Here is a 25,781-nt window from a genome sequence, read left to right as displayed (position 1 = left end):
ATCATCTAGTAAAAAGATGAAGTATATCTCGGGTCTATTGCTGTATTTCTACTTAATCCACCTTTGTCAGGCTCAGGAAAAAATAAATTATGTAGCTTATCAAGTACAGGGTACAGCACAGCTTCACGGAGTGATTTCGATTCAAAACAGCAAAAACCATATATCTGAGGTTCAGACTTTTTTATCAAAACTTCATGCAGAGGGATACCTTACAGCATCTTTAATCTACGATCAAATAAAATCCGACACTTTGCATATAAAAGTAAACTCTGGGGAGAAATTCACATGGATAAGTTTAAAAAAAGGAAATATTCCAGACCAAATTCTATCGAAAGCTGGATATGATTCTCGATCATTTGACAATAAAAACATTCAATATCCAGCAGTAGCTAGGCTTTTTGAAAATATCCTTACAGTGGCTGAGAACAACGGCTTCCCTTTTGCATCAATCAAACTTGATAGCTTAGAAAGGGAAAATTCAGCATTTAAAGGGTCGCTGAACTTAGACCTTGGTCCAAAAATCACCTTTGATACCCTGAAGATCACTGGAAACTCAAAGACAAAAAGTAAATATTTAGCAAATTATTTACAAATAGTACCTGGTGAAGCATTCTCCCAAGCAAAGGTAAACCAAGCAGTACGTCAGGTAAGAAATCTACCTTATGTAAGGTGGACAGCTGAGCCCGAGATCAGTTTTCAAAATCAAGAGGCTACTGTTTATTTGCCGATCAGTGATAGGAAGGTGAATACCATAGATGGAATTGTGGGTTTTTTACCAAATGAAATTGAAGAAAACAAATTATTGGTCACGGGGCAATTCGATCTTAGTCTATATAATGTAGGAGGGAGAGGTAGAAACTACACGCTTAACTGGCAAAGACTGAGTCAGTATACTCAAAATCTAAAAATATCGGCTCTAGAGCCTATGATATTAGGTTCTAATATCGATATGGGGGCCAGCTTTTCCCTTCTAAAAGAGGATACCACATTTCTAAATAGAGACTTCAGGGTTGATTTTGGCTACAGAATCGCAAGTGATCATTACTTAAATTTCTTTAGTCGTAGACAATCAGGAGATCTTCTAGCAACCTTTGCTTTTCAAAACTCCGAATCTTTACCAGAATTAGCAGATTTTAGATTCAACAATTACGGCATTCGATATCAACTCACACTACTAGACGATATTTTTTTTCCAAGGCGAGGACTAATCGGACAAGTCGAATTTGCGATAGGCAACAAGAATATTTTAGAAAATACTGGATTACCCCCAAGAGTCTATGAAGGTATAGATTTAAGGACGATTCAATACTATGTAAAAGGCGATATTGAAAAACATTTCTATCTCAGGTCTCAATGGGGAGTGATGATGTCATTATCTTCTGGTATGATGGAAAATAAAAATTTACTTGTGAATGATCTCTATCGTATTGGAGGGTTGAGGAGTCTAAGAGGCTTCAATGAAAACTACTTTTTTGCTAACAAATACGTGTATTTCAACATAGAACCTAGATTCTATTTTGATACCTACTCATATTTTATGATTTTTGCCAATGGAGGGAGGCTAGAGAATCGTGTTCAGAGGCTTGATACTGATTTCCCATTAGCTACTGGACTGGGTTTCAGTTTAGAAACAGGCAATGGCATTTTCAATTTCATTTATGCAATAGGAAGAGCAAACGGACAAGATTTTAGTCTGAATTTATCCAAAATTCACTTTGGTTATACAGGAAGGTTTTAAAAGTAGTATGAAGCAATATTTTCGATTTTCATTTTTAATAATCATGATGCTGGGCATGATAAAATTGGCTGAAGGTCAAGTGCTAGAAAATTATGACAAACTCCTTACTTATGATCGCCAATCGGGTTGGTTTAGTTCTTCGGATGTGATAGCGGTAGACTTAGAGCTAAGTCAATTCCCATCCTCAAGCTTTCAGTTTGGATTTCCAAAAGGATCTACCATATTCGTAGGTGACGTTTTATGGTTTCAAGTAGAAAGCGACACAGTATTTAGCTATCCTTTAAAATCGTTCTTAGATAAATTTGAGTTAAAGGATAAAGCAAAAATTTCTATCCTAAGGAAGGGCATTACCAAAGATGAGGTCGTCATCAGAAAAGGGTTCTTTGCCAAATCATCCGAAGTCCATTCACTTGATATTGTAGAAAATAGCTTAGAAGAAAGAAAGGTCAGTTCATTTTATGATTTTTATTTCACTGCTTTGATGGTGATCATGCTATTGGTAGCCTTGTACAAATTGATATATCCATTGGTATTGAAATATATTGTAGATCCTCAGTCCTTGTTCACTGCGGAGGATTTTTCTGAGAGCAATGCCTTGCAAAAATTCTTCACTTTAGACATTATATTTTTCATACTTATCATCAACTTGCTATTGGCATTGGTCATGATGGTAGGCATCAAGGAAACTGGATGGAGCAAATCCTTACAGTTTACGATTGAAGGAAAACCTAACGAATTGTTTTTCTACTGGTTAGTAATTACACTTTTGCTTTTTGTTGCTACGATTTTGAAATTTTTGTTTATCAAATTCATCACTTTCGTCTATGATTTAGGTAAAAAAGAGTTCTCACACTTCTTTTATTTGTTGAGAATTGTATCGATTTTATTATTGGTTTTGACATTAATAATAACATTGGTAGCACTAAACTCACCAGAAAGCATGAATTCAGTCCTGCAATACTCATTATATATTGCATTTTGGGCATATATCATTGGAGTTTTCTTTTTGATGCTCATAATGATGAATAAGGTATCATTTAATAATTATCATTTATTTGCTTACATTTGCACCGCGGAATTAGTGCCTTTTTTGATAATTTCAAAGTTCATCATAGGGTAGCGTGTTCAGAATAGATTTAAAATAGAAAAGCAAAAATGAGTAAATCTACCAAAGACAGATTCAATCCAGTAAAAAGCATATTAGTCTCCCAACCTAAGCCTAGTGACGAGCGATCTCCTTACTTTATGTTGGCAGAAAAATACAATCTTAAAATAGACTTTAGGCCTTTTATTCAGGTAGAGCCTGTATCTATTAAAGATTTTAGAAAGCAGAAGATAGAGATTTTGAAGCATACTGCCATTATTTTCACAAGTAGAAATGCAATAGATCACTTTTTTACCATCTGCAAGGAGCTCAAAATAGAAATGCCAGCAGATATGAAATATTTTTGTATCTCAGATCAAACAGCACATTATCTTCAAAAATACATAGTAATTAGGAAGCGAAAATTATTCGTCGGCTCAAAAACTGCATCGGATCTATTTGATTACTTCAAAAAGCACAAATCTGAAAAATATCTTTTCCCTTGCTCGGATATTAGAAAAGACGAAATACCAGCATATCTATCCAAGAGCAACATAGAATACACTGAAGCAATCATCTATCATACTGTGGCTGCTGACTTATCAGATCTGAAAGACATTAAATACGACATACTGGCATTTTTCAGTCCATCTGGCATCAAGTCATTAATGACTAATTTCCCTGACTTCAAACAAAATAATACAAGGATTGCAGCATTTGGACCTACTACAGCAGAGGCTGTGAGAGAGCAGGATCTAATACTTGATATAGAAGCTCCTATGCCAAATGCTCCAAGTATGACAGGTGCACTCGAACTTTATATCAAAAAGGCGAATAATTTATGATTTCTTTTCAATCATTTGTGGTGTTTTTCAGTTTAAATGTGTAGAATAGATTCTGAAAAAGAAAATCTTGTCAATACATGGGTAATCAGAAAAACATCACACTTAGATTTTTACCATTTTTTGCGATGGTTGCTTTTTATAGCTCATCACTATTTGCTCAGCAAGACGCAAAGTTTACTCAATACATGTACAATGGTCTTTTTTACAATCCAGCTTTTGCAGGAAAAGAAAAAGGTTACCAATTTTCTGCTTTGCACAGAACACAATGGGCCAATTACTCTGGAGCTAACGGTCCCGCACCGATCACTCAATTATTAACAGCATCTGGATCAGTAGCAAATACCAACATCGGGTATGGATTGAATTTTGTGAACGATAACATAGGTGCTACGAACAATCAGGAAGTCAATCTTTCTTTGGCATACCATTTTAGACTAAGAAGAGGTACATTGAGTATCGGAGCATCGGGAGGCATGTTTTCAAGCACACTGAAATACGATGAATTGAATCTTGTGAACCCCGACCCTTCGGTTCCTGCAGGTGGAAGAGAAACACAAATGAACTTAAACTTTGGTGGTGGAGCGATATACGACCAAGGCAAATTTTATGTAGGATTGAGCACCCGAAATATCAATGAGCCAAGTTTTGACTTTGGAGATGGAGCCATTGCAAACCCTTTACTTAACCATAGCTATCTCAACGCAGGTTATAGAATTAGGACTTTTGCTTTCTGGACGTTTGAACCTAGTTTTCTATTAAAAACCGTATCGTTCAATAATTTTTCATATGACTTGAGCGTTATAGCCACACACAATCAAAAGGTTAGTGCAGGTTTGGCATATAGAGGAGAAGAAGCTGTTTCACTTTTAGTGGGATATAGTGTTTTAAGAGACAACTCTTTGAAGATAGGTTATGCATTTGATTTGGTAGTGGGCGGACTAGAGGCCAAGTCTCCTACCAGTCATGAGTTTATGCTGAGGTACAACCTACCTCAAGTATCGAGAGATTTTCAGCGTGTAATCCAAAGGACACCACGCTATAGGTTTTAAACAAAAAGTTGAAAATTTGATTAATGATTAGTGTTTTTGCTAAATTTTCCATTAAATTTCGCTTTCGTTGTGATAAAAAATAAATAGTTATTTATATAACTTAATTACTGTCATTTATGTGTAAAAAAATGATTTCAAGGTTTTTCCCCCTACTCACGTTGGTTTTAATAGCCTCGTTATTACAGGGTTGTGGCCTTTTTGGAAAAAAGGGGACTGCAAGTGAAAAAGATAACAGGCGCGGGGAAGTAACTGGTGTGGCTAAGCGAGTAGGCTGGCAACAAAACTTGCCCATAGACATGGTAGCTGTGAAAGCGGGTACATTTTGGATGGGACAAGCAGATGAGGATATTGGAATCACCCAGTCAGCTTTCAACAGGCAAGTAACCATTTCAGAGTTCTATATGGACAAATATGAAGTGTCAAATAATAAGTATAGGCAATTTGTCGAAGCTGTGAGGTTAGGCGAATATTCCTACTCCACACCCACTACACTCAAAGATCCTCCTCAATTCAACCTGAATGAAGTACTTCCAGATACTACAGTTTGGAATACGAGCTTTTCTTATCACTACGGAGATCCATTGATGGAATTTTATTTTGACCACCCTGCATTTGACAATTATCCTGTAGTAGGCGTGAGTTGGGAACAAGCCAATATGTATTGTCAATGGAGAACATATCACATGAATGCCAATGATAAGTCCAACTTCGAAATGCCTCCATTCAGACTTCCTTCTGAAGCAGAATGGGAATATGCTGCCAAAGGAGGAAAAGATGTTGCAAAATATCCTTGGGGTGGACCTTACCTCAAAAACAAAAGAGGCTGTCTAATGGCAAACTTTAAGCCTGGCAGGGGTAATTACATCGACGATGGCTTTTCCTACACAGCTCCAGTGGATGTATACGCTCCTAATGGTTTTGGATTATACAATATGGCAGGAAACGTTTCTGAGTGGGTTTTGGATGACTATAGTGAAGTAGGGACAGCTTTGACTTGGGATTTGGATCCTGTATACAAGAAAGAAGGAGAGTCTAGAAAAGTGGTAAGAGGTGGATCATGGAAAGATATCGCCCATTACTTGGAGACGAGTACCAGAACCTACGAGTATCAAGATGTAAAAACTGCACATATTGGATTTAGAACCACCATGACCTTCATTGGAAGATCAGGATCTATGGAGGTAAATAACAACAGAAGAAGACAAAGATAAAAACACAACAACTTAATCCCTTACATTTCACTTTTAATAAAAATGGAAAAGAATAAACAATCATTCAAGTATAAGTTTTATGGCACTATCATGCCAAAAATTTACGGTATTGGAGCCGCAGTAGTTATTTTAGGGGCAATGTTCAAAATTCTAGATTGGCCATTTGCCAGCTTGATGATTGGAGTTGGTCTATCTACAGAAGCGGTGATATTTTTTCTTTCAGCGTTTGAACCTCAGCATGAAGAACTAGACTGGTCAAAAGTATACCCGGAACTAGCTGGAGCGGAGCCTGTGGAAAGACGACCAGCAGCAAGAGTAGCTACTGGACCAAGCGCTACCCAACAACTTGATGAAATGCTTGAAAAAGCTAAAATTGGACCAGAACTGATAGAAAGCTTAGGTAAAGGAATCCAAAACCTAGCTACTTCAGCTGAGAAAATGGGGAAATTATCAGACGCTGCTGTTGCCACCAATGAATATGCCGAAAATGTAAAATCAGCATCTAGGACATTGGTCGATATCAATCAGTCTTATGGAAAAACTGCCGCTGCGCTTACAGAAATGTCAAATGCATCCACTGATGCGAAAGAATACCACGCTCAGGTAGTCACAGTAACCAAAAATCTTGCTGCTCTAAATAATGTTTACGAAATGGAGCTTCAAGATGCTAACGCTCACGTGAAAACTTTGAACAAGTTCTATGCTAACATGACTTCTGCACTTGAAGGATTGAATGAAGCTGGAAAAGAAACTGAAGCTTTCAAGAATGAATTAGCAAAACTAAACTCGAACGTAAGTTCACTAAACAAAATCTATGGTGGTATGCTATCAGCCATGAAAGGTTAAGCCCCATTTTGTATAAAAATGTTTAATCTTTTAGAGAAATAATATGGCCGGAGGTAAAGAGACACCTAGACAGCGGATGATCGGGATGATGTATCTCGTGCTGACTGCATTGTTGGCACTACAGGTATCTAATCAAATCCTACAAAAATTTGTATTGATCAATGATGGTCTTGAAAGAACTTCAAGAAATTTCATCCAAAAAAATGAATCCGCAGTAAATTCTATAGCTGGGACAGTAGAACAACAAGGGAATAATGAAAAAGATGTCCCTAAAGTAAAAGTAGCTCAAGATATTAGAAAAAAATCTGCTGAGATATTCACATACTTGGAGTCCATGAAACAAGAATTGATCACGCAATCCAATGCAAAAGATGATCAAGGACAATTCAAAACTTCTGCACTGAAGAACGTAGACATTCCAGGCAATATCTTCAATAACAACAGAAAAGGATATGAGATGCAAGATGCACTCAACAAATATCCACAAGAAATATCTGCATTGCTTCGAGAAGTTGGGATAGACATGAACTTTCAGCCTATCGCCAAAGATGCCAGCGAAATTGATCTTTTCAAGAATGATCCTGATGTAAGATCAAAGGACTTCGTGAATTTGACATTTGTAAAGTCTCCTATAGGAGCTGTATTGACATTGATTTCTCAATTTCAGAATGAAGTGCTCAATGTAGAAAGTGAAGCATTGAATGCAATTGCAAATACGATTGGTTCGTTCTTTTACAAAGCAGATATTGTTCAGGCAAGAATCTCGGCCTTATCAAATGTAGTTGCAGCAGGTACAAAGTTCGAAGCAGATATGTTTATTGCTTCAAGTTCGTCCTCTGATGCTCCCCGTATGCTGTTAGATGGCAAAGATGTTCCAGTATCTGAGGGATTCGGTAAGATTGAGTTTACAGCGACTCCAGGACAATATGATGATAGAGGTCTATCACGAAGGGTTTTGAAAGGAGAGATCATTACTAATGTGGGAGGAGAAGATCAAGTTCTCCCTATAGAATATGAATACTTCGTAGCACAACCTGTGATAAGAGTTACCTCTGAGGTTGTGAATCAGCTTTATGCTGACTGTGCTAATGACTTGATGATAGATGTACCAGCTCTTGGCAACAGCTATGCCCCTTCATTTGCGGTGCAAAATGGTCAAGCTATACAAGGCGCTAAGCCTGGACAAGTGACGATCATTCCAGGCTCATCAGGGAAAACAGTCATTGGAGTAAGTAGTGGTGGCAATAGAATCGGAGATGTATCATATGATATCAAACCAGTACCTATGCCAACTATAGTTCCAGCTACTAGCTCTGGACCGATAGACTTGAGTCAAGGTATCGCTCCGATTCAAAGTATCTTGATCAGAGCAGAAGCAGAACCTACCTTCGCAAGAACAATGGCAAGAGATGCTAAATTTGAAGTAACAGGCGGTGAAGTTACTTTGGTAAGGAGTGAAGTCCCAAGAGGGTCAGTAAATATCTCTGGAGAAACAGTCGGAATCAGAAATCTTGCAGAGCAAGCTAGAGGTGGTGATCAACTTATCGTAAGGGTAACAGAAGTAACTAGAACAAACTTCCAAGGAAGAAAAGTGAAGATGCCTATGTCATCTCCACAGATCATAAGGATAGCAATAAAGTAATCATGCGCTCAAGCGCCAAATTGTAAGCATATGAAAAAACATGCTAAAATATTAAGTCTTATCATTCTTTTGGGCCTTGTAGTTCAAATCGATGTGATGGCGCAAGTGCCTACAAGCATGAATCCATCAGGTTCTGGCGACAGGCAATTTAAGCAGGACACAGTTTATTCCATCAGACCGATAAGAGAAGATGATAAAATGTATCAAATAGCAGTGTGGAGAAGAATAGATTTGAGGGAAAAATTCAACCAACCGCTTTATGGTGCAGGAGATTCCAAATCTAATGGAATCATGTCCAATATCTATAAAGCAGTAGTGGAAGAAAATGCATTAGAGGTATTTGAAGATGAGCAATTTACAAAGCCTATGTCCATCGCTGAATTCCAAAATAGATTTTGGATGGCAGCCAATGGCGACAGCATTTTCATGAAAAACCTCTATTATCTAGATTTTAGAGAAGACTTCTTGTTTGATAAGCATCATTCTCAGACTAAATTTGATGTGAAGTACCTTGAGATTGTAATGCCATCTGAGACCAATGCCAACGCAGGTCAAAAAACAGTAGCATTTATTAGATTCAAAGATTTTTACAATCATTTCACAGATCATCCAGAGGCCAAATGGATCAATTTCCAAAATGCTTCAAAAGATCTTGGATACGATCAAGCTTTTGATTTGAGGCTATTCAGATCAGTAGTGAGAAAATATGCCAACAAAGATGACGCACTTATAGTGGATATGGTAAGTCTAAGTCATCCTAATCCTGAATTGCAGGCGTTCTTGGACGCATTGGAGTTTGAATACAAGCTCTTAGATTGGGAAAATTCTCTTTGGGAATGGTAAAAAAAAGCAGCGGTTGATAATTCAATCGCTGCTTTTTTCATTTAAAGCCTGATAGACCTTTTCTGCTCTATGCTTGCCTACCACTGCCTCTATCTCTTCTATACTGGCTAGTTTGATTTTCTTGACAGACTTAAAGTGCTTCAATAATTTATCAGCAGTCTCATTTCCGATTCCTTCGATAGATGTCAGCTGTGTGCCTATAGCATTTTTGCTTCTGATGTCTCGGTGAAATGTAATGGCAAACCTATGTGCTTCATCTCTGACTCTTTGTAAAAGTCTAAGGGCTTCAGATTTCTTATCGATGTGAATAGGATAAGAGTCTTCTGGGAAATAGATTTCTTCAAGTCGCTTAGCAATACCTATGATCGGTACTTTTCCATAAATCCCAATTTCCTTTAAAGCTTCTACAGCAGACGACAATTGCCCCTTACCACCATCTATCACGATCAGCTTAGGAAGTGGCTTATTTTCTTCTAATAGCCGCTTGTAGCGCCTTCCCACCACTTCGGTCATTGAAGCAAAGTCATTGGGACCTTCTACGGTTTTGATATGGTAGTGTCTATACTCTTTTACTGCAGGCTTACCATTTAGAAAACAAACCATTGATGCCACTGGATGTGTCCCTTGGATGTTTGAGTTATCAAAGCATTCGATATGATCTGGAAGCTCTTGCAAAGAAAGGTCTGCTTGAAGCTGCTTGAGAACCCTTGACTTTTTATCCTGCACTTCTCCTAGTGCCAACGCTTTTTCCTTTTTATAGAATTTGGCATTTTTCAATGAGAGATCTATCAGGTGCTTTTTGTCACCGATTTTAGGGGTTGCTATATTCAATCCTTCGATTTCCTCTTCTAGCTCAAGATTGATCAGTATCTCTGGTGACTCACTTTGGAATTGATCCCTAAGTCTTATAATAGCGGTAATGAGCATCTCCTCTTCCGACTCATCCAGGCGCTTTTTTAGCTCCACTGTTTTGGTAAGATGAATACTGCCATTCTTGATCTTAAGATAATTTACAAAGGCAAGCTTTTCATCTGTCACAATCGTGAACACATCCAGGTCCTTGATACTTGGATTCACTACCATCGATTTGGCCTGATACTTCTCTAATAGATCATACTTATCCTTGAACCGCTGAGCCAACTCAAATTCGTAACGCTCAGCTGCCTCTTGCATCCTGGTTTTAAAAAAGCCTTTGGGTATTCCCAAATTTCCTTTCAATATTTGTTTCGCCTGCTCAATATCGCGCAAATATGCAGGCTCTCCTTGCAGCCCCTCACATGGGCCAAGACAATTTCCTATATGGAACTCTAAACAAACTTTATATTTCTGCTCTGCTATTTTGTAAGGACTCAGGTCAAGTTTGCAGGTACGGATAGTGAAAAGATTACGAATAAGGTCTAAGACATTGTTCATAGCCTTGACACTGGCAAAAGGCCCAAAATAAGTCCCTCTACCTTTGATCATCTTTCTGGTAGGAAAAATCCTAGGGAAATTCTCATGAGTCAACAATAAGTATGGATATGTCTTATCATCACGAAGGAGAATATTGTACTTTGGGTGAGCTTTTTTGATGAGGTTGTTTTCCAAAAGTAGGGCATCAAGCTCAGAGTTGACTAGGGTGATCTCTATCTTTCGAATCTCCTTTACCATTCGTCTGGTCTTATAATTCACTCCTGAATTCTTGACAAAATAGCTAGCCACACGTTTTTTGAGACTCTTCGCTTTACCTACATAAATCAGCTCTTGATCTTCATTGTAGTATTTGTAGACACCTGGGGCGTCTGGCAGTTGTGAATATGCTTCTGGTGAATAAAAGGATGCTTCCATGTCTTTGCAAATATAAAAAAATGAGCTGATCAAGATTGCCTAATTGATCAAGGATTCTCAAGATATTAGCTCATGGTCACTCATTGATCGGAGAATTGATTAACCAATTGCCATGTCAAAAGCAGGGTTATAATAAAAAAATCCCTGTCATATCATTTCTTAAACAATAGAACAGGGATTAAATCCTCCACATACATCAGCAAAAGCCAAATCAGAATTTCAATAAAATGATGGCAGGCCTATGTAACTAAATTTCTCTAAAAGATGATTTCAAAATATATCACTAAAAATCATTTCTTCTAGCATCATAGTCATAGTCACTGAATCGATTACTTTGCATCTCATATTGATCACAATTGATCTCTATACTTAGTGGTCTCTCTGGTCTTGGGAAAGGCCCTTTGGTAATCCCCAAAGAAGGATCTGCATACACCTTCTCCATATACTTGACCCAAATAGGTCGAGCCGTACGTCCACCTTGACCATTGATCCAGCTCCTGAAGTGTATCGCTCTATCATCACCTCCTACCCATATTCCTGACACCAAATCCTTACTTATCCCCATATACCATCCATCAGAAGCATTCTGTGTAGTTCCAGTCTTTCCTCCAAGTTCATTTCCTCCGTCTCTGAGTGTGTACGGCACACCTTGAGAAGTGCCTCCTCCTTCCTCAAATCCTCCTCTCAGCATATAGACCATCAAGTAAGCATGCTCCTCAGAGATCGCTGGTCTTTTCTTGGGCGTAAACTGATACAAAAGGTTTCCATTCTTATCTTCTATCCTATCGATATAGAAAGGTGTGATGTGCTCGCCTTTGTTGACAAAAGTACCAAAGGCACCTACCATTTCATAAATCGAAACATCTGTGGTACCAAGAGCCAATGCAGGGACTTCTTCAAGTTCGCTGGTGATTCCTAATCTTTTTGCAGTCTCTATCACAACTTTAGGGCTAAGCTTCTTCATCATATAGGCCGTCACCGAATTGACAGATTGTGCCATTGCTTTTCTGATGGTCATCTTCTGATAAGAAAACTTGTTATCCGCATTTTTTGGACTCCATGTAGGCTGGCCAGGGATGTTGATTTCCACAGGTTGATCTATGACAGTATAGCAAGGACTGTAACCATTTTCTATAGCAGCAGCGTATACAAATGGCTTGAAAGTAGAACCAGGTTGTCTTTTACCTTTCTTGACATGATCATATTTGAAATATTTTTGATTTACACCACCGACCCATGCCTTGACATGCCCAGTAAGCGGATCCATAGACACAAATCCAGTCTGTAGGTGCTTCTTATAATATCTCAAAGAATCCATCGTACTAAATAGGGTATCCAACTCTCCCTTATCCCAAGAAAACACCCTCATTTTCTTTTTTTCATTGAGTTTGATATCTATTGAATCTGTGTTTGACCCATATCTCTTCACCAAGTTCCGGTAGGCTTCTGTTCTTTTGACTTGAGTCTCGAGGAAATTAGGAATAACCCTCCCGTTCGAATCAATCCAGGGGTCTCTAGTCCCCATCTCTTGTTCAAAACGCTTCTGAAGATCCCTCATATGCTCGTCTACAGCCTCCTCGGCATAGCGTTGCATACGGCTGTCTATTGTGGTATATATTTTAAGACCATCTCCATATAGGTCATAGCTAGTACCATCAGTCTTGAGGTTTTCTTTAGTCCACTTGATCAGATCCTCTTTGATGACCTCCCTAAAGTATTGTGCTTGACCTTGATTGTGACTCTGCACCCTATAGTCAAGCTCTATGGGCAAAGCTTTCAATGAATCTAGTTCAGGTTTAGACAAATAATCGTACTTGTACATTTGGGTAAGCACTGTATTCCTCCTTCTCAGAGAGTTATCAGGATTGAAAACTGGGCTGTAGTAAGTAGGTGCTTTGAACAAACCGACTAGCACTGCTGACTCTTGCAAGTTCAAGTCATTTGGGGTTTTGTTGAAAAATGTTTTTGCAGCTGTTTTTATGCCATAAGCATTACTACCAAACTCCGAGGTATTCAGGTACAATGTCAAGATCTCATTTTTGGTGTAGGCCTTCTCAAGTTTTGCTGCAACTATCCATTCCTTGGTCTTGATAATGAGCATCCTTAGACCAGGAATCCTACTCAATAATCCTTGAGATTCTTGTGTTCTAGTTTTAAATAGGTTTTTGGCTGTCTGCTGAGACAAGGTGCTTCCTCCTCCCGCACCTTGGCGCAGGATGAGAGATTTGAAAAGAACCCTCCCCATACTTTGGAAATCAATCCCCGAGTGATCTTTGAATCGGATATCTTCAGTAGCGATCAGGGCGTTGATGATATTTGGAGAAAGATCGTTATAGGTGACTGGGCTCCTATTTTCTCTGAAATAAGTACCCAACAATACGCCATCCGATGAGTAAAGCTCGGAAGCTAATTCACTTTGAGGGTTTTCTAAAGTTTTGAAATTAGGCAATTCTCCATAGAGTCCGAGAAAGTTTACACTTACCGACCAAATGAAGATGATAAAACCAAAAAATCCAGCTAGGAATATGATCCAGATATACTTAATTAATTTTTGGGTCATTTTTATGATTGAGATATATTATTTGTACGTTTTTTTGTAGAAAGTTCTGTAATCTTCTATGTTTTTCTGCTTATTCAACTCTTGGAAATTCTCTATTGAAATGAGAAAAGTATTTGCTTTCTCTATTTCTGTGAGTGAAGACGATTCAAAACTTTCCAGGAATTTTTTTCTATAATCTACTGCCTTTTCGGCATTATTGAATGGACTTACGATGTAAATGGCATTATCTCTGTTAAGGTTCATATTTCCCGTCCTCAGACGAGCGTTTGCAAAATTAGCTTTATGGAAGTTTTCTAAATCTGCTAAGAGCCCTTTGGCTTCCTTGGATTTTTCTGCCTCCAATACGATTACAAAGATATGGGTTTGATTAGGATTTTCTTTGTAGGAAGTAGTAGAAGCATCACTAGTCTCTTCTTTTGTAGCATTTTCACTACCCAGATTAGCATCTTCGTCTTGACTTTCAGCCACATTGTCTACAGGTTTTTCCCCTGTAAGGGCAATTAGCATATTCCTTGCCATTTTTGACAATTCAGGATTTTCAGTGCTTTGAATGTAGTTTTCCAATCTACTTTGATAACGATCCCTTTCATCTATCTTTCCAGAAATCATCACATCTAACAACAAAATTTTATCGGTATTTCTAGTCAATGGATATTCTTCTAAAGTATTCCTCAGAATACTTCTTGCATTTGAGTATTCACGCATTTGATACAGTTCATAAGCTTTTTTGTAGTTCTCAGAAGAGGCTAAATATGCTTGATTTCCAGACAATTTGTTGGGGTTGTTTACTGAATAGGTGAATGGGGACTCTGGAAACTCTCTGTTCAATCTTTGACTGTAAAGTTCTGCATTTCCGCCTTTTTCCTTTAGCGCAAGGTGCAAAATATAATAAGCCTCAGGTTTTTTATTAGTATTAGGATATGTAGTAATCAGTCTTTCTAAATTTTCCACCGAAAACTCTGGTTCCTTAAAGTCAAAGAATAGCAATTTCCCTAATTCAAAATAAGCCACCTCTAGTTCATCATTCAATTTTTTGATATCATCCTCTGTTTTTGGAATAGCACTAAGGAGTGAGGCTTTGGAAGGTATTTCAGAAAAAACACTTTCCTCTTTGACCTCATCATCAATAGGAGTATTCTCTTCCAGCTGATTCATGGATGATGTAGCAAAGCTTTGTGAACTCCTTCTCCAATTATCAGTGAGTGGCCTATTGCCCCAGTTTCTGGCAAAATCTATTGTTCCTTGCTGCATAGCTCCTGGATTATCAAAATAAAAACTCTCCCCAGAGCCTGAAGACTTACCGCTAAAAGCCAGCAGGTTATCAAATATCTTATTGCTATTTTTCTCTTTTTCTTTGGAGGCCGCTAGTTGGATCAGTCTATCCTCTTCTGCTTTTATAAAATTTTCTGCTATACGCTCTTGCTGTTCTGGAGTAAGTTTAGAAAGATTGATTAAGCTGTCATTGGTAATGATCGTTTCAAAATGGATGACATATTCGTCCAAAACACCTTTTTGCTTACTGATCTGATCATAGGCGACATCTTTGGGTCGGAAATTCATCAAAGCACTATCCAAATAATATTTAGCAGTCCTATAGTCTTTTTCATCCTCAAGGCTAATTTCAGCGAGTTTTCTGTAGATATATCCTTTTTGGATTGGATTACTACCTTCTTCTTTGGTTGCTTTCTTGAGCAAACTAACAGCCTCTTCTTTCTCTTCCTGCTTCAATTCGAACAAAGCCTTTTCATAGAGAATTACATCTCTGAGATCCTTGTTTTTTGAATTTTTGTACAAGTCATCGTAATAAGCTCTTACTTTCTTGATATCCTTTGACTTGTTCAGTTCTGCCACTTGCTGAGAATAAAGTTGAGCATAAAAACTCCTCTCATAGGGTGGATTTCCTTTCAATGACTCCTGATAATAATCATAAGCCAAAGCATCTAAGCCTTCTTGCTGATAAAGTTGAGCCAAAATGAAGTTTAGTCTCGATTTCACTTTCTTGTCCTTGGCATATCCTACTGCCCTATCAAGGGCTCCAATTTTACTTTCTGTATCTTCTTGAGCATGATAATAATGTCCCAATGTTTGGAATAAAAGAAATCTATTCTCTGCACTTATTTTTTGCTCTTTGGACAGGTAATCGATGACATATACTACATCATCGTACTGTTTGAGATCTACAAAGATCCTTAGAAGTTGAATTAAGCTCCTGTGTCTTAGATTACGGTCTTTACTGTTTACATTTAGGTACTTAAAGGTATTGATGGCATCATCAAAGTCCGCCTTATAGTACTCTACCATACCAATCAAAAAATAATTATCATCCACCCATTTACTGATCCTATGCCAATCTATGGCTTTAGATGAAAATTCTCTTGCCTCTTTCAACAGTTCTTTGTTTTCATCAATCAGTGCACTATCTATAGGATAAAATATGGGAAGCACTTGACTAAAGTCCTCTTTGTGTTTTTTCTCTATAGCTTGCTCTAGTTCTTGAATTTTGAGATTGGATAGGTAATACGCATTGTATCTAGAGGTTGTGTTATGATACATTCTATTGGTAAAAGTGTTCTTTTCAGAGGAACAGGCTGAAAAAAACAGCAAGAAAAATAAGAATAGGCCGTAATAGTGCGTTTTCATTGCTGAGTTCAATAATAATAAGTATCCAAAGTAAAGGAAATCAATCAATTTATTAAACGGTTTGGATTAATATTATATTTTTGAAAAAAAGAAAATCATTTAAATTAAAAGAAATTGGGTTTAAGAGAGCAATCAAGGAGTTGGTTAAAAACAAAGTTTTTATTCGTAATTAGAAAAGAAGAGGACTTTTCTGTGATCACCTCCTTGAGTATAACCAAGCTGAAATTAGGTCTAATTTTAATTCTCTTTTTTTTTATAAGTATTGGATTTTCTTTGATAGCCTCTAGGACATTTCTGAAAGCTTGGTTTGATCCTGAATATTTGGAAACCGAGAACACAGCTAGGATATTGGAACTGGCTGATATAGTAGATTCACTTGTAGTAGAAGTACAGCAGAGAGACCTGTATGTGAAAAATATCCAAAGAGTAATCTCAGGAGATACTGAACAAGCTGCTGATATAGATGAGAGCACAACAAATTCACAAAGGAATACAACTAAGGAAATTGATCTTTTTGAAAAAAGTGAAGCTACCAAATCCATAGAAAGTGAATTTAGGGGTATAGCTATGGATTACAATAACTCAAAAAGTCTAGTTTCTACTTCCTTTTCTGACGCCTATTTTTTCCCCCCATTGAGAGGGGTGGTGGTCTCTGCATACAATCCCCAAATGGGACATTTTGGAATAGACATCGTAGCTTCAGAGAATGAGCCCGTCAAGGCTATCGCAGCAGGGACCGTCTTGATAGCATCATGGACTTTGGAGACCGGCTATGTCATCGGTGTACAACATGCCAATGAATTGGTTTCATTTTATAAACATAATTCCGTATTATTGAAATCTGTAGGAGATGTAATAAAAGGTGGAGAAATCATCTCGATAATAGGAAATACTGGAGAACTTACCACAGGTCAGCACCTTCACTTCGAGCTGTGGTACAAAGGAAACTCACTTAATCCCCAAGAATTCATAACATTTAATTAAACATGTTTAAGAGACAAGACGACAAATCTGTTGTTGAAATGGTCAATTCTAGTAATGTAATTTCGAAGGAGACCGTAATCAAAGGTGATATCAAAGCACAAGGAAATATCAGGGTAGAGGGAAAAGTAGATGGAACTTTAGACTCTAAAAATAAAATAGTAATTGGAGAATCAGCATTTGTAAATGGCAATCTTTATTCAATTGAAGCTGAAATCTCAGGAATAGTCCACGGAGAAATTCATTGTAAAGGAATATTGTTTCTCAAAAAAACAGCACAAATTCGGGGAGACATTTTCACACAAAAGCTGGTCATAGAAAACGGCGCATCCTTCAATGGAGCCTGCCACATGGGAGATACGATTCAAGCTACTAATCAAAATCTAAAAATTGGAGCACCTAAAGAAAAAGTCCTCATCGAGCAACGATAATGGCTATATAAAATACATAGGTTTGTCTTTTCAGCTATGTGGGATCATCGGCCTTGGCACATGGATAGGTTGGCTGATTCAGAAGAAAAGTGAGCAAGATTTTCCTGTTTGGCTGTTACTTTTTTGTTTTTTATCTATAGCAATAGCCTTTTATCAACTTTTTCAGTCACTTAAAAATGAAAATAAGATAGAAGATAAGAGAAAAAAGCCTTAATTTTGCGCCTTCATTCAGAGAGGCATGTCTAGTATCAAAACATTCACAGTAAGGATTATCGCTTTAACATTAGTTTTGGCGGGATTGATTTATATCCTTCAGAATCACATACAGCCAACCTGGGTGCATGATACAATCTGGAAAATTCTATCTTTTTTTGCTTTATTGACTTGGGTAACGGGTGCATTTGTCCAATACTTAATGAAAATTAGCAAAGAAAATTCATCTAATATCCTCTTAGGAGCTACAGCGATAAGATTTATGGCAAGCTTAGGCTTTGTAGTGATATTCTTGCTTTTGGATATCGAAAATATAATTCTGTTTGTAGTTAATTTCTTTGTCATTTATTTGTTCTACTTAATATTTGATATATACGGGTTAATAGCTAATTTGCGCCCGCATTCAAAAATAGGTCATAAAAATACGATTTGATGTTCCGTAAGTTTCTTTGCTTAAGCGTTTTATTCTCAGCTCTTTTGCTGACATTCTCCACCCCAACATTCGCTTCGGGTGACGAAGAAGATAAAACTAGTTTTATCATGCACCACATAAAAGACTCCTATGAGTGGCACTTCACCACCTTAGGACATACGCATGTTACACTTCCCTTACCTGTGATTTTGTATTCGTCTGATAGAGGACTTGAGTTCTTCATGTCATCAGATTTTCAAGACCACGAAACACACAGATTCGGAGAGGCACATGGTCAGGGCGTTTATTATATAGATGCTCATGAACATTTACACAGAGCAGACGGAGGGTCTTTTGTAGATTTATCTATCACCAAAAATGTGGCCATGCTGTTTTTAGTAGTGATCGTAATGGGATTCCTAGTAATATCGGCCTCCTCTCACTACAAGAAAAATGGAGTAAAAGCACCTAAAGGTGTAGCTTCGTTCTTAGAGCCTATCGTAATATTCGTAAGAGATGAAATTGCTTACAAATCTATAGGGCCGAAATACAAGAAGTTCGTCCCATATTTGTTGACATTATTTTTCTTTATCTGGATAGGAAACTTAATGGGATTACTCCCAGGTGCAGCTAACTTGACAGGTAACATCGCTGTGACTGCTACCCTTGCTGTTTTGACATTTATCATTGTCAATGTGAATGGAAATAAAGAATACTGGAAGCACGTATTCATGACGCCAGGAGTTCCAGTTCCATTATTGTTGGTAATTGTACCTGTAGAAATCATCGGTTTATTTACTAAGCCATTTGCCTTGATGGTCCGTCTATTTGTAGCGATCACTGCGGGTCACATTGTGATATTAGCTTTTATCGCATTGGTTTTCATCTTTGAATCTTATGCGATAGGCGTAGTGAGTACTTTGATGGTGACATTCTTGAATGTAATCGAACTCTTGGTAGCCACTATCCAAGCTTATGTATTTACGCTATTCACTGCCATGTATATTGGTGGGGCTGTAGCTGAGCATGAGCATCATTAATTAGAAATTTCTTTGTTCAATTTATAAATAATACACACGTATGTTAACTTCATTATTATTGTCTGCTGGATTAGCACTTATGGGTGCAGGTATCGGTGCTGGAATTGTAGCGATTGGCGCAGGTCTAGGTATCGGTAGAATTGGTGGTCAGGCTATGGAATCTATTGCTCGTCAGCCAGAGGCTGCTGGTAAAGTTCAGACTGCCATGTTGATCATTGCAGCTCTTATTGAGGTAGTATCCCTGTTTGCGGTAGTAGTTTGTCTACTTATTGCATTGAACGCAGGAGGTCTTACTTTCTAAGAACAAAAGAAAAGAGGGATTGGCGATTGGCCAATCCCTTCTCTTGATTTGAACAAATCCGAAATTATAACATAAAAATAAATGGATCTTATAATACCTAGTTCTGGACTTATATTTTGGCAATTGATTGGATTCCTTGCCTTGCTATTCATCTTAGTAAAGTTTGCTTGGAAGCCGATATTGAGTGCTCTTGAAGAAAGAGAAACAAGCATTGAAAATGCTCTCAAAGCAGCTGAGCAAGCTAAAGCTGAAATGGCAAACCTTAAGGCTGAAAACGAGAAACTACTTCAAGAAGCAAGAATTGAAAGAGATAACATCTTGAAAACAGCCAATGATGCTGCTGCCAAGATGATCGAAGATGCAAAACAAGCCGCTGCTACTGAAGGTGCCAAGATGATCGAATCAGCAAAAGGAGTAATCGAGAATGAGAAGAAAGCTGCCCTCACTGAAGTGAAAAATCAAGTAGCACAGCTTACTTTAGAAGTAACAGAGAAACTATTAAGAAAAAATCTTGCTACCGACGCTGCTCAGAAAGCTTTGGTAGACGATATGGTAAAAGATATAAACCTGAACTAAGATGTCTGAATTCAGAGTTTCCTCCAGATACGCCAAGTCTCTAGTAGAGCTTGCCATTGAAAAAAACGCCTTAGATGAGGTGCTAGCCGATATGAATCAGCTGGTCAAAATGGCAAGTGACAACAGAGAGCTGGCTCTTTGCTTGAATAGTCCCATCGTGACTTTTGATAAAAAATTGAAGGTATTGAAAGCGCTTTTTGAAAAGTCAGGTAATGCTTTGACTTTAGCTTTTTTCGACATCGTAACTCGAAAAAACAGAGCAAATCTTTTGCTGGATATCGCTAGAGAATTTCAAAAGCAGTATAACCTACACAATGGTATTCAAGTAGCTGAATTGACTACAACTTTCCCGATCACAGAGGAGCTGAGAGAAAAATTCATCGCTACTGTCAAAGAAATCTCTGGATTGGAGAAAGTAACATTGAACGAAAAAATCAACAGTGATTTGATCGGGGGATTTGTACTAAAAGTCAATGATAGACAACTAGACGAATCACTGAGCAGCAAACTGAAAGCTTTGAAGCTTGAGTTTTCTCAAAATCACTACGAAAGTAAAATTTAAAAATCATAGCAATAACATTTAATCATATTCAATAATGGCAGAAGTAAGACCTGATGAAGTTTCGGCGATATTGAGAGAACAACTCTCTGGAGCTAGAACTGAGGCTGAACTGGAAGAAGTGGGTACCGTCCTTCAAGTAGGTGATGGTGTAGCCCGTATCTATGGACTTTCCAAAGCTCAAGCTGGTGAATTGCTTGCGTTCGAAAACGGACTAAAAGCAATGGTACTTAACCTTGAAGAGGACAATGTGGGTGCCGTATTGTTCGGTGACTCTAAGCAAGTAAAAGAAGGTGACACTGTAAAAAGAACCAAGCAAATCGCATCTATCAAGGTAGGTGAAGGTATGCTAGGTAGAGTAGTAGATACCTTGGGTAACCCAATCGACGGTAAAGGCCCTCTCGCAGGAGAACTTTATGATATGCCATTGGAAAGAAAAGCTCCAGGTGTGATCTACAGACAGCCTGTGAACGAGCCACTTCAGACTGGCATCAAGTCTATTGACTCTATGATTCCAATCGGAAGAGGCCAGCGTGAATTGGTAATCGGTGACCGTCAGACTGGTAAGACAGCTGTTGTGATCGATACCATTATCAACCAAAAAGAATTTTACGACAAAGGTGAGCCTGTATTCTGTATCTATGTAGCTGTAGGACAGAAGGCTTCCACAGTAGCGGGTGTGGTAGCAGCTTTAGAAAAAGGTGGCGCTCTTCCTTATACTGTTGTAGTATCTGCTGCAGCATCTGATCCTGCTCCTATGCAATTCTTTGCACCATTTACAGGTGCAGCTATTGGTGAGTTCTTCCGTGATACCGGACGTCCAGCATTGGTAGTATATGATGATTTGTCTAAGCAAGCAGTAGCTTACCGTGAAGTATCTCTACTATTGAGAAGACCTCCAGGTCGTGAAGCGTACCCAGGTGATGTATTCTACCTTCACTCAAGATTGCTTGAAAGAGCTGCAAAAATCAATGCTTCTGACAAGATCGCTAGTGAAATGAACGACCTTCCTGAATCTATCAAGCATTTGGTAAAAGGTGGAGGTTCATTGACTGCACTTCCTATCATTGAAACACAAGCGTCTGACGTTTCTGCATATATCCCGACTAACGTGATCTCTATTACAGATGGTCAGATTTTCTTGGAAACAAACCTTTTCAACTCAGGTATCAGACCTGCGATCAACGTAGGTATCTCTGTATCTAGAGTAGGTGGATCTGCTCAGATCAAGTCTATGAAAAAAGTAGCGGGTACATTGAAGCTTGACCAAGCGCAATTCCGTGAATTGGAAGCTTTCTCTAAATTCGGTTCTGATCTAGATGCATCTACTAAGAGAACGATCGAAAGAGGTAGAAGAAACCAAGAAATCTTGAAGCAAGCTCAATATGCTCCTGTAGCTGTAGAAAACCAAGTTGCAATCATCTATGCTTCTACCAAAGGTTTGATGGATACAGTTCCTGTAGAAAGAGCTAGAGAATTTGAAAAAGAATTCTACAACTTGCTAGCAGCTAGCTATCCTGAAGCGCTTACAGCTATCAAAAAGGGTGATCTAGATACTGCTGGTAAATTACTAGAATCAGCAGCTAAGGAATTATCTCCTAAATACGCAAAATAATTATAGATCATATCAACCTTGGAGGCTAAGGTCTCCGAGGTTGCTTATATAAAAAATACCCCTCCATATCAATCTAAAGTATGGCTAACTTAAAGGAAGTAAAGGAAAGAATCAATTCAGTAGTGTCTACTCAGCAGATCACCAAGGCTATGAAAATGGTTGCGGCAGCGAAGCTAAGAAGAGCACAGGATAAGATCACACAAATGCGACCATATTCGCAAAAGTTGACGAATATTCTGAACAATGTATCTGCCGCTAGTGAAGGTCAGGCTGATATCGCTTATGCTGAAAAACGCGAAGTCAGGAGTGTTTTAATCATCCCTGTGACTTCAGATAAGGGTCTTTGTGGTGCCTTCAATGCCAATGTATTGAAAGCTACTAGCCTTACTATACTTCAGGATTATGCCACAGCTCAAGTGACTGTGCTCCCTTTAGGCAAAAAAGCTTACGAGTTTTTTAAGAAGAGAGAATTGAATGTTATTGCTGACTATTATCAAGTATTCTCTGACGTAAGTTTTGACAACGTAAAGTTCGCCGCTGAATATGCTATGGGAGCTTTCGCCGAAGGAAAATACGATAAGGTGGTATTGGTGTACAATCATTTCAAAAATGTAGCTACCCAAGAAGTAATCACGGAGCAGTTTTTACCAATGTCTTCTGAAGAATTAGCGTCAGACGTAAAAAAATCAGAAACGGATTACATCCTTGAACCTTCTAGATCTTACATCATAGAAGAGCTAGTACCTACTTCATTGAAAATCCAATTCTACAAAGCCATATTGGAATCCAATGCCTCTGAACATGGCGCTCGTATGACTGCGATGGATAAAGCTACTGAAAACGCTGGTGAACTACTGAAAGACTTGAGGCTTATGTATAACAGATCTCGTCAAGCAGCTATTACCAACGAGATCCTAGAGATCGTAGCTGGTGCCAATGCACTTGGAGGAAAGTAATTTTAGAATTATGTCCCGAAAGCTATCGGGAAGATTTACATACATAAAAAACCACAAGCTGAGGAGTTTGTGGTTTTTTTTATGAATTTACACTACTTTTTGTTCAAAAACCTACCCTTTGGAGCCACCTTTATTTTCTTCACTGAGTTTTTTTCCCGAAGATAAAGATCAAATTCAAAGTAATATCGAAGGTTAATCAATCTCGTATCTCATAAATAGAAATTAGAAATGTATTTATTCAACTAAGGTCTTGTATTTTTCTATTTTTCTATTTTTCTATTTTTCTATTTTTCTATTTTTCTTAGTATAACCTTATTTATTAATAAAACATTTAAGGTAATTCATTATTCACAACAAAACCAAAAAACAATGAAAAACCATTTAAAAACAAGTAAATTGCTACGTTGGACAGCTGCGTGCGCATTTAGTTTAATGCTGGTACTGAATATTATGGTCAGTTTAGAATTTGAAGAAGGAAAAGTTCTTCCTTCTATTACACTGATTGAGTTAGGAAATGTTGCAATGGCGACAAGACTCGAGAGTGTAATGATAGGAGAAAAGTGCAAGCAAGGCTCAAGATGTACTCATAGCAATTATAGGTATTGTGGTTATTCTTCAACTGGCGATTCGTGCGTTTGTTATAATTGCAATTGATATTTTAAAACTGAGAGGTGTTTCCTCTCAGTTTATTGATTTTTTATGATTAAATCACGTATATGTACTCTGTTAAAATTATGTATAATAAATTTATTGCTTTTATTCTATTGGGATTGTTTTTTGGTTGTCAAAGGTTGCCAAATGAGTATTTAATTGAAAATTCGTCTTCAGATAAGGAAATAGTATCTCTTGAATATGTTAGGGATTTAGTGATCCCTTTAGATTCTATAGGTTCACCTATTTATAATTTGTTTTCTTTATACACTCATGGAGGTGACGAGTTTTACATAGGTCATAACGAACGTTCTTTTACTTTAGATCTCATTAATTTGAGTAAGGGGAAGGTAATTCAGTCTACCTCCTTAAATAGGGAAGGACCTGATGGAATTCCGAGTAGAATTTCCAAAATGCTTGTGCATAATCTTGATTCAATTTTTGTGATACAAGATCAAAAGATGAGAATTATCAATATTGATGGTAGGATTTTAAACGAGTATGAAACAACCATAAAAGGAGAAGATGGCTCTGAAATTGGATTTATGATTAATTATAACGACGCAAGTATTCACTATGACCCTAGAGAACAGGCGGTTTATACTCATTATTTTGATTATGGTATTTATAATGGGGTCGAGAAATCTTTGTCGCATCCAATAGTACTCAAATTTTATTTGAAAAATGAAAATTTTGAATTTCTACCAGTATATTTTTCAGAATTTATTCAGTCCAAAAAAGGTAAAGTTGGAGAGAGAATGCCCAATCTTTCATATATAGGAAGCAAATTGATCTACGGATTTCCTGTAGAGTCTAACATTTATTCTTATGATATTAAAGAAGGAATTACAGCAAGTTATGGAGGAAAAAGTCGTTTTTCATCTAATATAGAGCTAAGTCAAAATGATCCAGAATATAACTTTAGGGCTACAGAAACATGGTTTCTTCATGTACAATACGACAAGCAAAGTGGATTATATTTTAGGACTCATTGGGGAAGTCAGCCAAAGAAAATAGATGAATTCACTTATTCAACAGCCTATAGCAAACCTGGTTATCTTATTTTTTTTAATGAGAATTTTGAAATAATTGATGAGATAGAATTGGATTCAAAGTATTGGGTTGAGGAATCATTTACTAATAGCTTGGGATTGTTTTTCACTAAAAAGGACTTGTACGTCGATAATGATTTAAATTTAGTTTTCGGAGTATTTAAAGCAGTAAGAAAATGAAATATTTATTTAGTTACATTGTATTATTATTAGCTTTGAAATCATGTGAGAATAAAAATAGTTCTAATAAACATGAGAATATTTCTGCTTTAATGAATAAAATTGAAATCCCAAGAAATAATCAATTGCTAATAATGTTATTCAATGATTTTTGTGATCCCTGCATAGAGGAAATAGGGTTTTTAATAGATTACCTGGATTCTATTAAAATCAATAAAAGAAAAACCATTTTATTTGCTAAGAATACGGTTTATAAAAACAGAGATATTAATAAATTTGAGTTTTATGAAATCCATAGAGAAGTAGTTGAAAGTGTAGGCTTAGCAGCAAATGTAAATTATCTAGTAGAGTTTGATGAAAATGGAATAGTTACAAATTTTTGGGAACTTAATAAGGAAACAATAAAAGAGATCATAAGTTTTTATGCCCAATCAAAGTCATGATTTTCAGGCAAAAAAGAATTTTTGACAACGCAAAACTACACCATATGTACAAGCGTGATTAATCCCACAAAACGCTTGACATCAAT

General features: G+C 37.4%; 23 protein-coding genes. 20 read left to right on the top strand and 3 right to left on the bottom strand.

Annotation, left to right across the window (positions count from 1 at the left end; genetic code table 11):
- The first annotated feature begins 16 nt into the window (after window positions 1-16).
- From MM214_RS11870 to porN, 8 genes are all read left to right on the top strand, one after another.
- A complete protein-coding gene (locus MM214_RS11870; protein ID WP_241295709.1) occupies window positions 17-1,738 on the top strand; it encodes a POTRA domain-containing protein in 1,722 nt (573 codons plus the stop codon).
- 55 nt (window positions 1,739-1,793) lie between these two features.
- On the top strand, window positions 1,794-2,858 hold the full coding sequence (locus MM214_RS11865) for a DUF4271 domain-containing protein (RefSeq protein WP_241295707.1): 1,065 nt from the start codon (window positions 1,794-1,796) through the stop codon (window positions 2,856-2,858).
- Window positions 2,859-2,893: 35 nt separating this feature from the next.
- The gene (locus MM214_RS11860; RefSeq protein ID WP_241295705.1) at window positions 2,894-3,667 is read left to right on the top strand and encodes a uroporphyrinogen-III synthase; all 774 of its coding nucleotides are present in this window, start codon (window positions 2,894-2,896) and stop codon (window positions 3,665-3,667) included.
- A 125-nt stretch (window positions 3,668-3,792) separates the two neighbouring features.
- Window positions 3,793-4,716 (top strand): PorP/SprF family type IX secretion system membrane protein, encoded by a 924-nt coding sequence (locus MM214_RS11855; RefSeq protein ID WP_241295876.1) that lies wholly within the window; start codon window positions 3,793-3,795, stop codon window positions 4,714-4,716.
- A gap of 116 nt (window positions 4,717-4,832) precedes the next feature.
- Window positions 4,833-5,927, top strand: a complete 1,095-nt coding sequence (gene porK / locus MM214_RS11850) for a T9SS ring complex lipoprotein PorK/GldK (protein WP_241295703.1) — start codon at window positions 4,833-4,835, stop codon at window positions 5,925-5,927.
- A 42-nt stretch (window positions 5,928-5,969) separates the two neighbouring features.
- Complete coding sequence (gene porL, locus MM214_RS11845) at window positions 5,970-6,773, top strand: type IX secretion system motor protein PorL/GldL (protein WP_241295701.1); 804 nt, start codon at window positions 5,970-5,972, stop codon at window positions 6,771-6,773.
- Between the two features lie 43 nt (window positions 6,774-6,816).
- Window positions 6,817-8,415: a type IX secretion system motor protein PorM/GldM gene (porM, locus tag MM214_RS11840; protein WP_241295699.1), complete on the top strand. Its 1,599-nt coding sequence runs from the start codon at window positions 6,817-6,819 to the stop codon at window positions 8,413-8,415.
- 30 nt (window positions 8,416-8,445) lie between these two features.
- Window positions 8,446-9,258, top strand: a complete 813-nt coding sequence (gene porN / locus MM214_RS11835) for a type IX secretion system ring subunit PorN/GldN (protein ID WP_241295697.1) — start codon at window positions 8,446-8,448, stop codon at window positions 9,256-9,258.
- Window positions 9,259-9,279: 21 nt separating this feature from the next.
- On the opposite strand, the gene uvrC is transcribed toward porN, so the two are convergent.
- The 3 genes from uvrC to porW all read right to left on the bottom strand — a co-directional run bounded on the left by uvrC (window position 9,280) and on the right by porW (window position 16,285).
- On the bottom strand, window positions 9,280-11,085 hold the full coding sequence (uvrC, locus tag MM214_RS11830) for an excinuclease ABC subunit UvrC (protein ID WP_241295695.1): 1,806 nt from the start codon (window positions 11,083-11,085) through the stop codon (window positions 9,280-9,282).
- Window positions 11,086-11,368: 283 nt separating this feature from the next.
- Window positions 11,369-13,645, bottom strand: a complete 2,277-nt coding sequence (locus MM214_RS11825) for a penicillin-binding protein 1A (protein WP_241295692.1) — start codon at window positions 13,643-13,645, stop codon at window positions 11,369-11,371.
- A gap of 18 nt (window positions 13,646-13,663) precedes the next feature.
- Window positions 13,664-16,285 carry a type IX secretion system periplasmic lipoprotein PorW/SprE gene (gene porW / locus MM214_RS11820; RefSeq protein ID WP_241295690.1) on the bottom strand — a complete coding sequence of 874 codons (2,622 nt, stop codon included), beginning with the start codon at window positions 16,283-16,285 and terminating at the stop codon, window positions 13,664-13,666.
- A gap of 114 nt (window positions 16,286-16,399) precedes the next feature.
- Here porW and MM214_RS11815 point away from each other — a divergent pair, with 114 nt between their 5' ends.
- The 12 genes from MM214_RS11815 (at window position 16,400) to MM214_RS11760 (ending at window position 25,695) form a co-directional block, all read left to right on the top strand.
- Window positions 16,400-17,269 carry a M23 family metallopeptidase gene (locus MM214_RS11815; RefSeq protein WP_241295688.1) on the top strand — a complete coding sequence of 290 codons (870 nt, stop codon included), beginning with the start codon at window positions 16,400-16,402 and terminating at the stop codon, window positions 17,267-17,269.
- A gap of 2 nt (window positions 17,270-17,271) precedes the next feature.
- Window positions 17,272-17,697, top strand: a complete 426-nt coding sequence (locus MM214_RS11810) for a bactofilin family protein (protein ID WP_241295686.1) — start codon at window positions 17,272-17,274, stop codon at window positions 17,695-17,697.
- On the top strand, window positions 17,657-17,911 hold the full coding sequence (locus MM214_RS11805) for an AtpZ/AtpI family protein (protein ID WP_262916630.1): 255 nt from the start codon (window positions 17,657-17,659) through the stop codon (window positions 17,909-17,911). Before MM214_RS11810 ends, MM214_RS11805 begins: the two co-directional genes overlap by 41 nt.
- Before the next feature lie 24 nt (window positions 17,912-17,935).
- Window positions 17,936-18,343, top strand: a complete 408-nt coding sequence (locus tag MM214_RS11800; RefSeq protein ID WP_241295683.1) for a hypothetical protein — start codon at window positions 17,936-17,938, stop codon at window positions 18,341-18,343.
- Complete coding sequence (gene atpB, locus MM214_RS11795) at window positions 18,343-19,362, top strand: F0F1 ATP synthase subunit A (protein WP_241295682.1); 1,020 nt, start codon at window positions 18,343-18,345, stop codon at window positions 19,360-19,362. Before MM214_RS11800 ends, atpB begins: the two co-directional genes overlap by 1 nt.
- Window positions 19,363-19,402: 40 nt before the next feature.
- Window positions 19,403-19,663, top strand: a complete 261-nt coding sequence (gene atpE, locus MM214_RS11790) for an ATP synthase F0 subunit C (RefSeq protein WP_014771320.1) — start codon at window positions 19,403-19,405, stop codon at window positions 19,661-19,663.
- An 81-nt stretch (window positions 19,664-19,744) separates the two neighbouring features.
- Window positions 19,745-20,239, top strand: a complete 495-nt coding sequence (locus MM214_RS11785; protein ID WP_241295681.1) for a F0F1 ATP synthase subunit B — start codon at window positions 19,745-19,747, stop codon at window positions 20,237-20,239.
- A 1-nt stretch (window position 20,240) separates the two neighbouring features.
- Complete coding sequence (gene atpH, locus MM214_RS11780; RefSeq protein WP_241295680.1) at window positions 20,241-20,801, top strand: ATP synthase F1 subunit delta; 561 nt, start codon at window positions 20,241-20,243, stop codon at window positions 20,799-20,801.
- 34 nt (window positions 20,802-20,835) lie between these two features.
- Window positions 20,836-22,413, top strand: a complete 1,578-nt coding sequence (gene atpA, locus MM214_RS11775; RefSeq protein ID WP_241295679.1) for a F0F1 ATP synthase subunit alpha — start codon at window positions 20,836-20,838, stop codon at window positions 22,411-22,413.
- A gap of 80 nt (window positions 22,414-22,493) precedes the next feature.
- The gene (gene atpG / locus MM214_RS11770) at window positions 22,494-23,369 is read left to right on the top strand and encodes an ATP synthase F1 subunit gamma (protein ID WP_241295678.1); all 876 of its coding nucleotides are present in this window, start codon (window positions 22,494-22,496) and stop codon (window positions 23,367-23,369) included.
- Between the two features lie 734 nt (window positions 23,370-24,103).
- Complete coding sequence (locus MM214_RS11765; RefSeq protein ID WP_241295677.1) at window positions 24,104-25,252, top strand: DUF4221 domain-containing protein; 1,149 nt, start codon at window positions 24,104-24,106, stop codon at window positions 25,250-25,252.
- A complete protein-coding gene (locus MM214_RS11760) occupies window positions 25,249-25,695 on the top strand; it encodes a hypothetical protein (RefSeq protein ID WP_241295676.1) in 447 nt (148 codons plus the stop codon). The genes MM214_RS11765 and MM214_RS11760 overlap by 4 nt, the downstream gene beginning before the upstream one ends.
- Window positions 25,696-25,781: the final 86 nt, after the last annotated feature.

The sequence above is a fragment of the Belliella kenyensis genome, from assembly GCF_022549675.1.
Classification (GTDB): Bacteria; Bacteroidota; Bacteroidia; order Cytophagales; family Cyclobacteriaceae; genus Belliella; species Belliella kenyensis.
This window is presented reverse-complemented; position numbering and strand designations above follow the sequence as displayed.